The 14863-nt window shown below is 34.5% G+C and carries 15 protein-coding genes, 1 tRNA gene and 1 pseudogene; 10 read left to right on the top strand and 7 right to left on the bottom strand.

Annotation, left to right across the window (positions count from 1 at the left end; translation table 11 throughout):
* Nucleotides 1–2: 2 nt before the first annotated feature.
* Entirely contained in the window at nucleotides 3–1478 is a 1476-nt protein-coding gene (locus tag OO712_RS09265; RefSeq protein ID WP_109876533.1) for a PQQ-dependent sugar dehydrogenase, read from the bottom strand.
* 605 nt (nucleotides 1479–2083) lie between these two features.
* Here OO712_RS09265 and OO712_RS09260 point away from each other — a divergent pair.
* Complete coding sequence (locus OO712_RS09260; protein ID WP_109876532.1) at nucleotides 2084–2479, top strand: DUF6659 family protein; 396 nt, start codon at nucleotides 2084–2086, stop codon at nucleotides 2477–2479.
* 70 nt (nucleotides 2480–2549) lie between these two features.
* Complete coding sequence (locus tag OO712_RS09255) at nucleotides 2550–2684, top strand: hypothetical protein (RefSeq protein WP_263970058.1); 135 nt, start codon at nucleotides 2550–2552, stop codon at nucleotides 2682–2684.
* Between the two features lie 202 nt (nucleotides 2685–2886).
* Here OO712_RS09255 and OO712_RS09250 read toward each other — a convergent pair whose 3' ends face one another.
* The gene (locus OO712_RS09250) at nucleotides 2887–3546 is read right to left on the bottom strand and encodes a uracil-DNA glycosylase (protein WP_109876531.1); all 660 of its coding nucleotides are present in this window, start codon (nucleotides 3544–3546) and stop codon (nucleotides 2887–2889) included.
* A 484-nt stretch (nucleotides 3547–4030) separates the two neighbouring features.
* Between OO712_RS09250 and OO712_RS09245 the strand changes: the two genes are divergently transcribed.
* On the top strand, nucleotides 4031–5494 hold the full coding sequence (locus tag OO712_RS09245; protein WP_109876530.1) for a WING-49 domain-containing protein: 1464 nt from the start codon (nucleotides 4031–4033) through the stop codon (nucleotides 5492–5494).
* Nucleotides 5495–5664: 170 nt separating this feature from the next.
* Nucleotides 5665–5991, top strand: a complete 327-nt coding sequence (locus OO712_RS09240; protein WP_109876529.1) for a winged helix-turn-helix domain-containing protein — start codon at nucleotides 5665–5667, stop codon at nucleotides 5989–5991.
* Nucleotides 5992–5999: 8 nt separating this feature from the next.
* On the opposite strand, the pseudogene OO712_RS09235 reads toward OO712_RS09240, so the two are convergent.
* Nucleotides 6000–6586 (bottom strand): annotated as a pseudogene (locus tag OO712_RS09235) (hypothetical protein).
* Between the two features lie 150 nt (nucleotides 6587–6736).
* On the opposite strand from OO712_RS09235, the gene OO712_RS09230 reads away from it, so the two are divergent.
* The gene (locus OO712_RS09230) at nucleotides 6737–6865 is read left to right on the top strand and encodes a hypothetical protein (RefSeq protein ID WP_263970057.1); all 129 of its coding nucleotides are present in this window, start codon (nucleotides 6737–6739) and stop codon (nucleotides 6863–6865) included.
* A gap of 159 nt (nucleotides 6866–7024) precedes the next feature.
* Here the strand turns inward: OO712_RS09230 and OO712_RS09225 are convergent, their stop codons facing one another.
* On the bottom strand, nucleotides 7025–8341 hold the full coding sequence (locus tag OO712_RS09225; protein ID WP_109876528.1) for a dicarboxylate/amino acid:cation symporter: 1317 nt from the start codon (nucleotides 8339–8341) through the stop codon (nucleotides 7025–7027).
* 166 nt (nucleotides 8342–8507) lie between these two features.
* On the opposite strand from OO712_RS09225, the gene OO712_RS09220 reads away from it, so the two are divergent.
* Entirely contained in the window at nucleotides 8508–8972 is a 465-nt protein-coding gene (locus tag OO712_RS09220; protein ID WP_109876527.1) for a pyridoxamine 5'-phosphate oxidase family protein, read from the top strand.
* 353 nt (nucleotides 8973–9325) lie between these two features.
* On the opposite strand, the gene OO712_RS09215 is transcribed toward OO712_RS09220, so the two are convergent.
* The gene (locus OO712_RS09215; protein ID WP_109876526.1) at nucleotides 9326–10312 is read right to left on the bottom strand and encodes an aldo/keto reductase; all 987 of its coding nucleotides are present in this window, start codon (nucleotides 10310–10312) and stop codon (nucleotides 9326–9328) included.
* 83 nt (nucleotides 10313–10395) lie between these two features.
* On the opposite strand from OO712_RS09215, the gene hisS reads away from it, so the two are divergent.
* The gene (gene hisS / locus OO712_RS09210; RefSeq protein ID WP_109876525.1) at nucleotides 10396–11679 is read left to right on the top strand and encodes a histidine--tRNA ligase; all 1284 of its coding nucleotides are present in this window, start codon (nucleotides 10396–10398) and stop codon (nucleotides 11677–11679) included.
* Here hisS and OO712_RS09205 read toward each other — a convergent pair.
* Nucleotides 11660–12325 (bottom strand): translation initiation factor IF-6, encoded by a 666-nt coding sequence (locus OO712_RS09205; RefSeq protein WP_109876524.1) that lies wholly within the window; start codon nucleotides 12323–12325, stop codon nucleotides 11660–11662. The two genes, hisS and OO712_RS09205, sit on opposite strands and share 20 nt — an antisense overlap.
* Nucleotides 12326–12449: 124 nt before the next feature.
* Here OO712_RS09205 and OO712_RS09200 point away from each other — a divergent pair, with 124 nt between their 5' ends.
* The 3 genes from OO712_RS09200 to OO712_RS09190 all read left to right on the top strand — a co-directional run bounded on the left by OO712_RS09200 (nucleotide 12450) and on the right by OO712_RS09190 (nucleotide 13766).
* On the top strand, nucleotides 12450–12959 hold the full coding sequence (locus OO712_RS09200; RefSeq protein WP_109876523.1) for a 4Fe-4S dicluster domain-containing protein: 510 nt from the start codon (nucleotides 12450–12452) through the stop codon (nucleotides 12957–12959).
* 101 nt (nucleotides 12960–13060) lie between these two features.
* Nucleotides 13061–13609 (top strand): 4Fe-4S dicluster domain-containing protein, encoded by a 549-nt coding sequence (locus tag OO712_RS09195; RefSeq protein ID WP_109876522.1) that lies wholly within the window; start codon nucleotides 13061–13063, stop codon nucleotides 13607–13609.
* A 73-nt stretch (nucleotides 13610–13682) separates the two neighbouring features.
* Nucleotides 13683–13766: transfer RNA gene (locus OO712_RS09190), tRNA-Ser, on the top strand.
* 3 nt (nucleotides 13767–13769) lie between these two features.
* Here the strand turns inward: OO712_RS09190 and OO712_RS09185 are convergent.
* On the bottom strand, nucleotides 13770–14720 hold the full coding sequence (locus OO712_RS09185) for a replication factor C small subunit (RefSeq protein WP_109876521.1): 951 nt from the start codon (nucleotides 14718–14720) through the stop codon (nucleotides 13770–13772).
* Nucleotides 14721–14863: the final 143 nt, after the last annotated feature.

The following is a 14863-nucleotide window of genomic DNA, read 5'->3' as shown; positions in this document are numbered from 1 at the left end:
TATTATTTTAACCCAAGTTCTGTTTTGATAAAATTGTTATTTATCATCCATTGGATGCTTTTAAAATATTCTTCATCTGATATTAATCCCTGACTCCACCATCCTGCATCTTTTCTTAACCATGATGGCAGTTGCTGCTCGGAGGATCCTTCAGCTAGAGTCCCTGCCGGAACAATAATGATATTTTTTTCTATGAGGTATTGTAAACCTGAAGCGTATTCTTCATCTGCAATTTGATTTAATGACCACCATTTTGCAGTTTTTCTGACCCAATCAGGAATTTCAGAAATCACTTCCACGAAATGTTTTCCATCTTCAGTCCTACATTGTCTAGGATATGATTCCATTACAGGGTTTCCAAATGCAACACACTCCTCAAAATTATTAATTGAATTTATTGGAATGATTCGGAGAATTTTATCATCATTAGCATTTGGAAATCCTCTGCCGTCTTGATTACTTGTGAGAATATACAAAAAGCCATCTGGTCCTGTTTGCACATCTCGCAGCCTTCCAAATTCATCCTGGAAAAGTTTTTCATGTGACAACACCTTTTTTTCTTGCAAATCAAAATCAATCATATGCAAATGACTTCCCCTTAATGTTGCAACAAAATATTTTCCAGTCCATTGTGGAATTTTATCACCATAATAGAATTCTGAACCAGATGGTGCCCATGTATCATCCCCTGTATGCAAGATTGGATTTTGCAAACCATCTGCAGTTTCGTCCCCAATAATGTCTGGCCACCCATAATTCATGCCTGGAAAAATTAGATTGATTTCATCATGTGCTACCCCTCTCCATCCTGATGGTCCATGCTCTGTTGCAACAAGATTTCCAAATTCATCCCAGTCAATCCCTTGTGGGTTTCTATGACCAATTGAGTAAATGGAAGAATTCTCCCAGGGATTGTCTTCTGGAATTGTTCCATCTGAATTTATTCGAAGAATTTTCCCACCAAGTGAATTTAGATCTTGGGCTAATTTTGGATCCCCTGCTTCTCCTGTAGTTATGTATAATTTTCCATCCGGTCCAAATTGAATTCTCCCTCCATCATGAAATGGCCCTCCGGGAATCCCATCTAGCAACATTTTATCTTCAGTCAATTTTCCATCTACAAGTTGAAACCGAACAAGTTTGTTTATGGTTGATAGAAATTCATTGTATGTATAATATAGATATATGAAATTATTCTCCTCAAAATCTGGATCAACTGCAACTCCTAGCATCCCTCCTTCTACTCCGCCAACTCCCAGTGACAATAATGGTTCTTCCAACAATTCTCCATTTTGAATTACTCTAAGATGCCCATTTCTTTCTGTAAACAATATTGTTCCATCAGGTAACCAATCAATACTCCAAGGTATGGTTAGATTTTCAGCCACCGTCTCCACTTTCACACCAATTTCAGGGTATTCTTGAGCAAAAGACACTGGAATTGAAAATAAAATAACTGCAAAAATTATCTCTTTCACTAGAGTTTGTTAGTTTCTTTTACAATTAAGGTTTAATGAATATTTTATATTTTTAATTACTTTGTTTCCTTGTGTTGTCCTTTCTCGCAAGATTCACAAATCTCTTTGATTGTTGATACAGATTAATCGTTTTCAAATTCTGCTTGAACTATCACATTTTCTTCATACATATGCTCAAGCTCCTTGATCTAATTTGAATAATCACATTTGTCACATTGGTATTTTTTCATATCTTTTTGGATACTGTGATGAATCTAGACATTCTTTCAATTATGTAATTGAATTGGTACGAAATAGGAAACGAGGTATGCTGGAAAACTACGAACTTTAGATGTTTCCATCTTTTTTCGTGTTTTCCTATCTGTCTACCTCCTCAAATTTCTCCTTTTGACTTTCGGCAGATATGATAGACCTCGTCATGTACATTATGTAAAAATGAAATTTAAAGTATTCTAAGAAAATTCTTAATATTTATTCATTATTTATAAAATATTCAAACAAATATACATCAAATTAATTATTTTAATTGTTATTTAATTTTTCTCTCTAACTAATCTCATCTATGAATAGTTGTATTAAATACACAAAAACACATCTTATTTCATATGTCTGATGAGCAATTTTCAATTGAAGATGTTAAAAATAAAATTAAAGATATTTTGGCAGAACCTGAAATTCGATATTGTGGTTTGATTGATTGCCAAGGAGAACTAATTGCAGGTGATTTTAAAGAAGGAGTTATTCCTTTTGAAAATGATGCAAGACGAAGGCAGACATTTCAAGAACTAGCTCATAGAGTTGCAAACAGAAAAGGATTTGATGCCAATTTGGGCAGAGTCAAATATTCATCTTCAAGGAGAGAAAAGGTTGTGATGATGAGTTTTCCTTTTGGCAGATATATATTATTGGTTATTGCTGAACCCAACGTAAACATAGATAGACTTGCTTGGAAAATAATTTACAAGCTAGAACATCAGTGGTCTGAGTTTCATGGGATGTAAATTCTGAAAAAGTATATTTTTTTGAGTCATTGGTACATTGTTTGTAATCAAACAAGATAATCTTTGAAACATGGTAAATCAGATAGAAAATAGAATGTTATTTCATGATGAAGAATTAGATGAACAAGATTTACAAAAGTTTTTTGAAAAGTTAGATTCCACAACTGTTGAACAAATCAAGAGACTTTATGAAAAAAATGATTGAAAAAAACCTTAAAGTTTTAGATTTTAATTAACTTATTTCTAACCTGCAATTTCCCTTGCAATTCTGTCATGACAAGAACACTTGCAAAATCTGTAAAAATCTCCGTCATGCTCTGAATTGCATGTCAAACAACCCTTACCTGCGGCCATTTTAGCAGTCTGAGTATTTACAATATTTTTATTTTTCGCTAAAAATCATTAATTCAAGCCATAGTGAGTTTTTTGGCTTTTGCAAATACTGCGGACCATTGTGCCCAAGTCAGTCGTCCTGTCTGGGTATTTTGTTTTGAGGGGTGATAAGATGTAAGAATTCTGATTTTATCATATCGGAATAACTTGTTATGCCCAAATTTTTCAGGTTTTATCTTGTACAATTTACAAGTAGCATCATATGCTATTTTTCCAAGACAAAGAACTGTTGTGATGTTTTTTAGAATCTCTTTTTCTTTCTCCAAGTAACCAAAACATGTATTCATCTCCTCCTGTGTAGGCTTGTTTTGTGGTGGTGCACATCTAACTGCAGCAGTGATGTATGCATTTTTGAGGATCAGTCCATCATCAATTCTCTGACTGGTAGGAATTGATGCAAATCCATGTTTGTACATTACTTTGGCGATCCAATCCCCTGATGAATCCCCAGTAAACATTCTTCCCGTTCTGTTTCCTCCATGTGCAGCTGGGGCTAAACCCACTATGAGTAATTTAGCATTGACATCCCCAAATCCTGAAAGGGGTTTTCCATAGTATCTGTCATCTTTGAATCGCCTGACCTTATTTTTTGCAACATCTCTGATGTATTTTGATAATCTGGGACATTTTTTGCAACTTGCAATTTTTTTGTTTAGCGATTCAATTGATTCCAACTGAAATGAATTGATTCATTCCATTAAAAATTCTATTGAGATTCATGTTCAATAAAATAGGATTCTATATTTCCACTACTGTTTGAATAGTGATATACAATTCCATGTGGTAGTTTTGTTTGTCCTATTAGTTTCATGACTTTCCTTCAAATTTTTTTTACTTAACAAAATGCGTGTTCAAAAGCTACACCTGCTCAGGATCTCTATCCAGATTAATCCCGACTGATTCTGCCCATTTCGCTATCTCATCTACAAACTCATTTTCTTTCTGAGAAAACATAAAAAAATTATCAATTATAGAATAAAAGAAATTACTATTCACTTATCTTTTGTTCATAAGATCAATTTGATTACACATTATTATTTTGACTAAAATTAAACAATGCCAGTCAGGCATGATTTTTCAAAAATTGTCTCATTTGTAATAATACTTGCTATGATATTGACCGATATTCTTTATATACTAAAATAAAAAATTCTCGTAATGAAAAATACACAACTTCTAAGCGTTGTTTTTTCACTGATCATGTTTACTGGAGTAACTGCCAGTAGTACGGCATTTGCTGATACCGATGATCTTGAAGATAGACTAGAAGACTTTTGTGAAATGAACATCGAGCAAAGAAGCGACTTTTTCATCGACTATCCAGATATGGTAGAATATGATGAAAAACTTTCTGTAATTTGTGAGATAGAAGATGAGGATGAACGTGAAAATGCTCTTGATGATTTCATTTTTGATGTTGTTCTAGCTAGAGACGAAATTGAAAACGACTTTGATGACGAATATGATGAACTAGAAGATGATAGAGACGAAGAAAACGATGTAGACGACAAATATAACCGACATGCAGATCTTGAAGATAGACTGAAATATTTCTGTGACATGACTGGCGAGGAAAAACGTCAGTTATTTGCAGACCATCCAAGACTAGAACAGTTCTCAGACAGATTAGTAAACTATTGTGGTTTGTCTGAAGATGAACGTGAAGATAAAATTGATGATTTCATCAGAGAACATGTGTCCGATACTAAAGAACATGACAAATATGATCTTGATGATATGCTGGAACGATTCTGTGATATGACAAACGAAGACAAACGGAAATTCTTTGATAACTATCCAAGACTAGAACAGTTTTCTGATAGAATTCTGAACTATTGTGAAATATCCGAAAATGAAAGGGATGACGCAATTGACAAATTTATTGCAGAACACAAAGATGTTATGCGTGATTACATGAACGAGAAAATTCATGATAAAATGACAGACGTCATGGATTATGATAGATTGTGTTCAATGACCGCATCTGATAGAGCCGCAGAAATTACTGATGTTGCAACACTTGATAGAATCTCAAAATGGTGTAATATGACACCTGAAGAAAGAGATGACTACAAAGAACATCATGATGACATCAAAGACAAAGTTACTGACAGAATTAGAATGTCTGACATGTCCCCACGACTCAAGGCAATGATCATGGAAAACCATGAAATCTCAGATGAGAAACGTGAAGAAATCAAGATGAAATACAGAGAAAAACACGGTGAGATAACAGATGAGCTAAAATCAGAATTAAAGATAAAGTTCAAAGATCACATGACAAAAGTCAAAATCAAAATGTCTGATGAGCGAAGATCTGCAATTCATGACAGACTGGCTGACATGAAGGCATTCAAGGCAGAACTTCGTGAGAAAGCATCTGAAATGACTGACGAGGAAAAACAAAAACTTAGAGAAGAATTCATTGAAAAGGCAAAAAACATACAATTAGCATGGATTTCCCCACGTACACAAATTACTGCAGGCATTGATGCTTCAGACGTAGAGTGTCGTGAAGGATTCAGTCTGGTAATGAAAGCATCAAATGGAGTACCAATGTGTCTCAAATCAGACACTGCTCTTAAGATGATCGATAGGGGAATTGTAGTTCCTGCTAACTAATCTTTCTTTTTTATTTTTTAGACCAATTTTAGGTATGAAAATTGTGTTCTATAGCGATGATGGTATGATTTATTGATCTTTTTAAATTATTTAGGCATTAAAAATAATATCAAATATTTGCAATACAGTGTGTACTGAGTCGTTATATCAAATGTTGTTTGATATTACTCATGCAAACATTACAACATGTCTTCAAAGTTGAAGAAGCAGAGCAAAAAGATAGCCTACTTGAAATTTTATCTGACAAGTATTGTAGAGCCATCCTAGAATCTACTATGGACAAGCCAAAGTCCGCAATTGAGATAACCGCAGAGGCTGGAATCCCGATGAGTACGGTGTATAGAAGAATTCAAACACTTCATGACAACAAATTACTCAAAACATCTGGAATCATCACTGATGATGGTAAAAGACTATTCATGTACAAAAGCAGGATCAAAGGAATTCAAAGTAGATACAATGATGGTAAGACAGAAGTTGAGTTAATTCTCAACTAGTTATTTTTCTAATATTCATGCTCGTTAAAGTCCTCGCCCAATGAGATAGTGGTGATCACAGTAGTTTCAGTTATCTGTGCTTTTACATTCTTTTCTGGCAAGAATTCATGGAATATTTCTTTTAATAGTTGTTCAGTGAGTAATGACCAATTCATCCCAAGTCCATGCTGAATAATAAAATGATGCAACGATCCTTCAATTCTGTGATCTGATTTCATTCCAGATGCCCTCATGTAATCCTCAAGTGCCTCTATGCATCTTTTTAGATCATACTTTCCTTTCATGAACATCACATTATCTTTGATGACAGGCTTTAGAAGATCCACAACCATGTTGATGTCCTGTCTTTCCAAATCAATGCCAAGTGCTGTCAGCACCCTTTTGGAACAGGTATCATTCCGATTTTGTCGCCAAACCTATCCCATTGGATATATTTTTCTGCAATCTGATTCATCAAAACATTGTGAGAAATTCCTTTTTGCATAGCTTCGTTTTCTAGTTCCGCAACAAGTTTTTCTGAAAGTCTATATGTTATCGTTCTTGTTTTTTCCTTTTTTGGGATGTGGGGTTTTCGTTTTACTGTTGAGACATCCATCGAACGAATATTATCATATGAACATATTTAAATTATGACTAAACAAATTAAATACTAGTTCATTATCAAGCATGAAAAACTGCGAACTTGTTTTATTTTTAGAATCAATCATCAGACATGGGTAAATTCTGCAAGAAATGTGGAAGATTAATGAAGAATATAGATGCCACCCATTGCTCTGATGAATGTCTTTTATCTGACATCAGAAATAGTAAACCTGCTGATGAATCATCAAAAGGTATAGAATCATGGAATGATGAATCTGATCCTTGGAAATAATATTATAGAATGATTATCTTTATTCTGTAATTCAAACTATGAACTCATCCATTTGGTGTGTTCCTGCAGTTGATCTTAAAGATAATTAAAAAGTAATTGGAATAATTTCAAATCCCGATTTGTTGAATTAAAAAAGCGTAATTTGCATCAATATGAAAATTAATCTTCGACAATATCTTCTTCTTTTACCCTCTTATCGAAAACCAAACATGCAGTAAGATCTCCAGTAACATTGACCATTGTTCTTGTCATGTCTAATATTCTGTCTACTCCAAGCAATAATACAACTGCAACAGGTGGAATGCCTGCAGTGATGAGAATTGTTGAAAGAATTACAATACCTGTTCCAGGTGCTGACGGTGCACCAATAGATGCTGCAAGTGCAGTTAATGTTATCAAAAGAATTGTTGTAAATCCTAAATCTATGCTAAAAAGCTGTGCAAGAAAAAATACTGCTACAATTTGATAAAGTGCAGTTCCATCCATGTTAATTGTAGCGCCTAATGGGATGATAAACTGAGAAACTTTGGGCTTGATTTTCATTTTTTCTTCAGCAGTTTTAATTGATAACGGCATAACAGCTGCCGAACTAGAAGTTGAAAATGCAAGAAGTTGAGCATCTTTCATCATTTTAAATGTGGAAGAAAGTGGTCTCTTTGCAAAAAACTTGATGATTAGCATGTACACCAATATCATTACAAAAAGACCTATCACAACAGTTAGCATGTATGCCCCAAGTACTCCTAATGCGGAAAGACCAATTTTAGACGTAATTCCTGCCATTAGACCAAATGCTGCAAACGGCGCAAGACGCATGGCCCATGAAACTACTTTCAGAGTAATTTTTTGTATGGATTCTAATAAATCCAGAATTGGTAGAGAACTTTGTTTGGGAATTGAAATCATAGACACTCCTACAATCAATGCAAAAATTATGATGCTTAACATCTCTCCAGACATAAAAGAAGCTAAAGGATTACTTGGGATCAAACTCACTATGCTTTGAGGAATATCTTGTATGCTAAATTCTGCTTTTTCAACAGGTTCGGCATCTTCAATTCCAAAACTTTCTCTAATCAAAGAACTGTCAATAAAATTTCCCGGTTCTATTGTTGATACAAGTAGAATTCCTATTGTTAATGCAATGATTGTTGTTGCAACAAAATATACTGATACACCTAATCCTAGTTTTTGTAATTGTTCCATACTTCCAGACGATGTTATTCCTCTAATGATTGATGCAAAAATTAACGGAATAATGATCATTTGAATAATTTTTAAAAACAGATTTGCTGGAATTGATAACCAATCAGTGATGACTCCTGCAGTTTCTTTCTCAACTAATCCTATTTCTGGACCTAAAATTATCCCTGCCACTAATCCTAAAAACAATGCAAATAGAACTTGAGCCCAAAGTCTTTTCTTTACTAGATAAGTAATCTGTGGAATGGGATACTTGAAAGACTTTATGACCATAATTTATCCATTTATGTATGTGTAATAAGAATAGGTACACGTTCTCGAACTTGAAAATCTTATTTTGGATTTTAACTGATTATCGATAATAATAGAAACATCCAGCATCACTCATATTTTAAATTAAAATTGTGTCTTTATTACCAACTTCAATTCATCATATGGTGTGCGGATTCCAGACACGATTAAAGATTTCATTAATACGCAAGGAATTTTTGTTGTAGGAACCGTTAGTGGCACCACGATTGCAAATGTATCTCCTAGAATATTCTTCAAGGTGGAAGAAAATGTAATTTACTGGCTTGATTTTTTTAAACACAAATCCTACAAGAATTTCCAAATAAATTCATGGGTCACTGTTGCTGTTTTTAACAAAGATGATTTAGAAGGTTATCAACTTCGTGGAAATGTACGTTTTATTACAGATGAACCTATCAGAACCGAGATTAAAGAATCAATAATTAAAAACATATTGCAAAAAAATTCCTCTCCAAAAATAAAATCATTATCTGAAAAAGAATCTACTGTAATACAATTTGAGCCCAGTGTGTGCTATTCTTTGAATCCAGAACAATACTCTGATCTGTCAATTGGTTCTGACATTGATTCTACATTTTTTTATAATAATTAAAACTGTGTTTTTACACCTAAATTAAGGGGCATTGAAACCAAACCAATTCATTTTCAAAAACTGAATAGTTTTGCATAGTTATATCTAAAATTCTCTAGTTAGAATTTGCTGCAATTTACGGATAAATCGACCATCGGGGTTAAATACAAATTTTGAAAATTAAATCACCTAACACACCATGGGTTTTGATGAGCAATCATCAAAATTCCATGAATAATTCTTGTCAAAACCTCAAGCCTGCAAAAAATTAACTTCACAGGATTCTTGAAGGATGTGATTCCATTACTCCTTCTGATATATGTACGTACAGACAATTTATTGCAAAAAAGTAACAACCTCTTTCTCACTAATTTTTATCTGTATTCGTCTCCACAATCACCAATAATCTCAAACAAATCATTTGATTTTTCAGTGATGGCATTAATCATTGAAATATCATCGTTATCTAATTTTATGTCAAAAACTTTTGAATTGTCATTTCTGTGATTATTGATTCCAAGTCTTGCGCCAATAATTACTCCTGTAACTTGTGGCCTATCTAATACAAATCTTGTTGCAACATTGGCAATGCTGCAACCATGTTTCTTTGAAATTTGATCTAAGGCACAAAGTAATTCTTGAAATAAATTCCATCCTCCCCAAACATCAATCATATTCTTGTATTTTTGCAGACTGGATGTGGTTAATTCTCCTCTATGCGGTTCATCCAAACCCAGATATTTTTCAGAAAAGAATCCTCCAAGTAATGTTCCATATGTTAAAATCTTTATTCCATGTTTTGCAAAAAATGGAGTCATGATTTTTTCTGGCCTTTGATCTAAAATTGAATACTGAACTTGGTTTGATACAATTTGAAAATCATTCTCAATCATTATTTTTACTCGTTTGGTGTCAAAGTTTGTCAATCCAAGATGTTTAATTTTCCCATCTTTTTGTAATTTTGATAAATGATTCAATGCATCAAGATAACTTGAATCATTATAATCCCACCAATGAAACTGGAGTAAATCAATACATTCTGTTTTCATTTTTTTTAATGATTGCTCTATATGATAGGTAACAATACTGTTGCTCATAGGACCTGGATTGGGAACAAACTTAGTAAGTGCTTGAGATTGAGTCTTGTCTATTTTTTCTTGGAATTCTCCAATTAGTGATTCTGCAGGACCATAAATGTCTGCCAAGTCCCAAGTTGTAAATCCTGATTTGTGATATTCTATCATGTCTGCTATCGCCAATTCTTTGTCAATTTGACCATGACCTCCTGCAACTTGCCACATTCCGTTTAGAATTCTACAAATTTCCAAATCTTCTCCAATAGTGATTTTCTCAATTGTCACAAGTATTCTTAGAAAAAATCTCTTTAAAAAATTGGCATTTTTAGAGAAATATCTAAATCACAACCATCTAAGAAAGAATCATCTTGGAACTGCCACGAGGAATGAAAGATTTTGAGGGAGCAGAAAATGCAAACATTGAGCATGTCAGGTATCATTTCAAGCAGTTATCAAATTTGTATGGGTTTTCATTTATGGATCCATCTCCCATTGAACTGCTATCGACTCTAGAGACAAAGTCAGGTCCAGGAATACGGGACGAAATTTACTATTTCAAAGACAAAGGAGATCGAGAAGTTGCATTAAGATTTGACTTTACAATGGGCCTAACAAGATATGCCGCATCTCAAAAATCGATGAAACTTCCTGCAAAGCTATCCAGTTTTGGAGGTGTCTTCAGATATGATGAACCACAAAAAGGTAGATATCGATACTTTCATCAATGGGATATTGAGATATATGGAAAACCAAGCATTGAATCAGAAGCTGAAATCATTGAATTAACCTCTAGATTGTTTGATTCGCTTTTACTCCGTGAAATCACCATTGACATTAATCACCGAAATCTGGTAGAGTCATACATTAACAAAATATTTAATTCTAATGATCCCGAATTAGTTGCTGATATTTTACGAGCAGTCGACAAAATTGCAAAAAAATCAAAAGACGAAATCCTAAAGGAATTTCAAGCAAAAGGTTACCAAACAGAAAAAATTGAAAAAATACTAGAGTTCTCGCAAATCAAAGGAACAATTTCAGAAGTTGAAAAAATATTTGACACAACACAATTAGGATCATGGAATGAACTAAAACAACTATTTGATTCGCTTGAGAATAGGGGAGTATCAAATGTTAGAATTAATTTTGGTATTGTTAGAGGACTGGATTACTATTCCGGTACTGTATTTGAAGTATTTGACAAAAATTCTACACTGGGTGCACTAGCCGGTGGTGGTAGATATGACACACTAACTAAAGCATTTGGAAGGGATGATATTGGTGCAACTGGAGTTGCAGGAGGTGTTGAAAGAATAATCCTTACAATGCAAGAACAAAAAATAATTCCAAAAATTTTACAAAAGCGAGTTGCAGTATTGTACATAAATGAAGAAATGCAAAAAGTCGCATATTCAATTGCATCACTGTTAAGACTAAACAATATTCCAACTGATATTGACTTGGCAGGGCGAAATCTAAAAAAACAAATGGATATTGCAAGCAATGCACAATTATCAATTATAGTTGGTCCTGATGAACTTGAAGAAGGAAATGTCGTACTCAAAGATATGGTTAATGGAACTGAAGGAACCATTTCACTGGAGAAATTAACTGAGGATCCAAAGTCTATTCTTAATTTAGAAAAGCCCTAGTCAACATCATTATTTCAGGACCAGTAGTTAATGACCCTACAACAAGAGAATGATTGTTTACTAGAATTCCTGATGCTACATATGGAATTCCGTTATTTATGGAGCACTGCTCGATTTTTACGCCTAACAAATTGGAAAATGTCTTCATATCTTCTTCATCCGCTTCCGGATGAATTGCTGCACCAGAATTGTTTGCTACCATTACAGCTCCTGTCTGATTAAAACCTGCAATTTTTTTCTGAATTACCTCAACTCCTAAAACATCTGAAATGTTTTTACAGTCTTGAGGAGATAACCAAGGAGACACAACTGCTCCTTTGTCATTAGTACAAATGACATTTCCTAAAGCAGATAATTTTGAATCAAGAACACCTACTTCCAGATCTGTTTCGTTTTTGAGAAAGTCAAATTCATCTTGATATGCAGTTTTTGGAATCAGTATTCCTTTGTTATTCATTACACATAATGCTCCAATTAATCTTGTGTTGGCAATTGACATGAATCGATATTCTACACCAAGATATTTTGCAAGTTTTTCTGCTTTTGATTGTGCATATCCCATTGGAAGTAAAATTACACTGTCATTTACTTTAGTGTAAACTCCAATGTTTGGTCCACGATATACATCATACTTGATAATATCCATATCCAGAGAATTGATCGTTCAGCGTTATGAACGTAAGGAATTCATTCCTGAAAGATCGATTGTTACTGGTGCATTCGTAATTTACCCTATCTAGCTTTAAATAATAACTCTGAAAAATTATACTATGCCAATAGCAGAAAATTTTCCAGAAGGCCTAAAACCACTTGGAAAAATAAAACTCGATGATGGAAATTTCCATATCATGTGGGGTCCAGGTAAAGAGAAAAACACAGACGGTTCTCAAGCTGAAGTGTTTGCAGATGCCGATGTAGTTGCTGCATATGCTGCAAGAGGTGAAGAACAAGTTCCTCTAGGTGTAAGTGGTACGATGGTTGCAGTTGATTGGGATTCTTGTGTTGCAGATGGTGCATGTATTGAAGCGTGTCCTGTACAAGTATTCCAATGGTATCGAACTGAAAAAGATATTCCGGCCAAAGATGTTGTTGGTCAAACTTTTAACGGAACTGGCAGCAATGTCAAAGATGAAAGAAAAGATCTAACTGACAAGGCAGATCCAATCAGAGAACATGATTGTATTTGGTGTATGGCATGTGTATCAGTTTGTCCACCGCAGGCAATCAAAGTTGATCAGTCAAATGTTGAAAAACATGAGTCTGCAGCCAAAACTCTTTAGAAATTCAAGACAAAATCATATCTGTAATTTTTATTTTCTTTTTTATTTAGTCTTGACTAATTATATCTAGATTTAAATAATATTTTGGGGGTAGTTTGTATATGGCAGAATTACAAATACCAGAAGACTTTTGTCACAATGATGTAAAACCAACAGGAAAAACAAGCCATGCAGATGGTGAAAATTTCCACTGGATTTGGGGCAAGGGAAGAACTGATGGTGCCGCATTTTCAAATGAAGATGTGAAGGCAGCTTATGAAGCTCGAGGAGAAAAACAAGTTCCTCTAGGAATTCATGGAACAACTGTCGCAGTAGATTGGGATTCCTGTGTTGCAGCAGGTGCATGCATGAGTGTATGCCCAGTTCAAACATTCCAATGGTACAGAACCGAAAAAGATATTCCAGCAGACAAATGTCTGGGCGAAACTTTTGAAGGTACTGGTAAAACAGAACAAGATGAAAGATTAGACTATACAGACAAATCACAACCAATCAGAGAACATGATTGTACTGTTTGCATGGCATGTCAAGAAATCTGTCCTGAAGGCGCAATTCGAATTGAATCAGCTAACCAAGAATGGCACGAGAAAGCAGCCGGTACATATGTACTTATGAAATCTGGCTCTGAAAACCCACACGCACACGATTAAAGAAATTTTTTCTTTTTTCTTATTTTTCTATTTCACATCAACAAATTTTAATCACTTCCATCGAAGAGTTTTCGCAGAGGTCGCCTAGCTCGGTAGGGCGCGGGCCTTGAGAGCCTGTGTGCGCAAGCATACGGGGGTTCAAATCCCTCTCTCTGCGTTCTTATTTTTCTATCTTTCCGAGTTCAGCTAGCATTGCGGATAACTGAATTTCAGAATTTGCGCCAACTAGAACTCTATAATCATATTTTGCGATAATCTCTAAAATGTCTGATAACTTTTCATGCTTTGACTTGAAAACTGCCGAGTTGAGATATTTTAAAAAATCAGATTCCGACATTCCATAAACTTTGATTAATTCTATCATCTTCTCTCTTGCTTCTGCAACTTTACCCAAAAGAGCAATCTTTAGAACCTCGTCTACATCGCTAGTTTTAGTTAGGCCAGCTGATCCCTTTACATGCTCTTCTGTAATCCCACCAAGACTTGCAGTTGCCTGCATTAGATTAATTGCATGCCTCATGTCTCCTTCAGAGTAATCATAAATTGCCTTGAGGCCTTTTTTATCAAATTTTATTTTTTCATTCTTTGCAATCTCTTCTAGTCTTTTAATGAGATCTTCTTCTGGAATGGTTGTGAACTTGAATGTAGCACACCTGCTTTGAATGGGGTCGATAATTTTTGAAATGTTATTCGCAATGAAAATAAATCTACAAATTTTTGCAGTGTCTTCTATGATTCTTCTTAGGGCAGTTTGTGCATCTGCTGTCATCTCATCTGCTTCATCTAAAATGATAATCTTGAATGGAACTTCGCCCATTCCAGCAAATCTTGAAAATTTCTTAACTTTTTCTCTGACCATGCCGATTCCTCTCTCGTCTGATGCGTTTAGCTCAAGTGTGTAGTCTTTGAAATTGTCTCCTAAAATCTGATTTGCGATACATAGCGCGGCAGTTGTCTTTCCAACCCCTGCAGATCCTGAAAACATCAGATGAGGCATATCTGTTGGATCTTTGATTAAGGCCTCCAAACTCCCAATAATCTCAGTTTGGTTTACGATCTCTGAGAGTTTTGTTGGTCGATACTTTTCAACCCACATGCCGCTTCCCAACATGAGTTCTTAAGGCCTAATCCCCATTAATAAATCCGAATTGGTTATTGTATCATACCATCTTTTAAAATCAAATTCATTATAATCAAGATGCGATCAGCCTGAGATTAATTAGGATCAATTGATCTCACTAAATTGTTAACAGA

This window comes from Nitrosopumilus zosterae (assembly GCF_025998175.1).
In the GTDB taxonomy this organism is placed as follows: domain Archaea; phylum Thermoproteota; class Nitrososphaeria; order Nitrososphaerales; family Nitrosopumilaceae; genus Nitrosopumilus; species Nitrosopumilus zosterae.
The sequence above is the reverse complement of the archived record's forward strand: the minus strand, read 5'-3'. Positions and strand labels throughout refer to the sequence as shown.

What these genes read in the sequence shown, in the direction of transcription:
- OO712_RS09260 (WP_109876532.1), top strand. Translation starts at nt 2,084, where the DNA reads ATGTCTGATGAGCAATTTTCAATTGAAGATGTTAAAAATAAAATTAAA.
- OO712_RS09255 (WP_263970058.1), top strand. Translation starts at nt 2,550, where the DNA reads ATGGTAAATCAGATAGAAAATAGAATGTTATTTCATGATGAAGAATTA.
- OO712_RS09245 (WP_109876530.1), top strand. Translation starts at nt 4,031, where the DNA reads ATGAAAAATACACAACTTCTAAGCGTTGTTTTTTCACTGATCATGTTT.
- OO712_RS09240 (WP_109876529.1), top strand. Translation starts at nt 5,665, where the DNA reads ATGCAAACATTACAACATGTCTTCAAAGTTGAAGAAGCAGAGCAAAAA.
- OO712_RS09230 (WP_263970057.1), top strand. Translation starts at nt 6,737, where the DNA reads ATGAAGAATATAGATGCCACCCATTGCTCTGATGAATGTCTTTTATCT.
- OO712_RS09225 (WP_109876528.1), bottom strand. Translation starts at nt 8,341, where the DNA reads ATGGTCATAAAGTCTTTCAAGTATCCCATTCCACAGATTACTTATCTA.
- OO712_RS09205 (WP_109876524.1), bottom strand. Translation starts at nt 12,325, where the DNA reads ATGGATATTATCAAGTATGATGTATATCGTGGACCAAACATTGGAGTT.
- OO712_RS09200 (WP_109876523.1), top strand. Translation starts at nt 12,450, where the DNA reads ATGCCAATAGCAGAAAATTTTCCAGAAGGCCTAAAACCACTTGGAAAA.
- OO712_RS09195 (WP_109876522.1), top strand. Translation starts at nt 13,061, where the DNA reads ATGGCAGAATTACAAATACCAGAAGACTTTTGTCACAATGATGTAAAA.
- OO712_RS09185 (WP_109876521.1), bottom strand. Translation starts at nt 14,720, where the DNA reads ATGTTGGGAAGCGGCATGTGGGTTGAAAAGTATCGACCAACAAAACTC.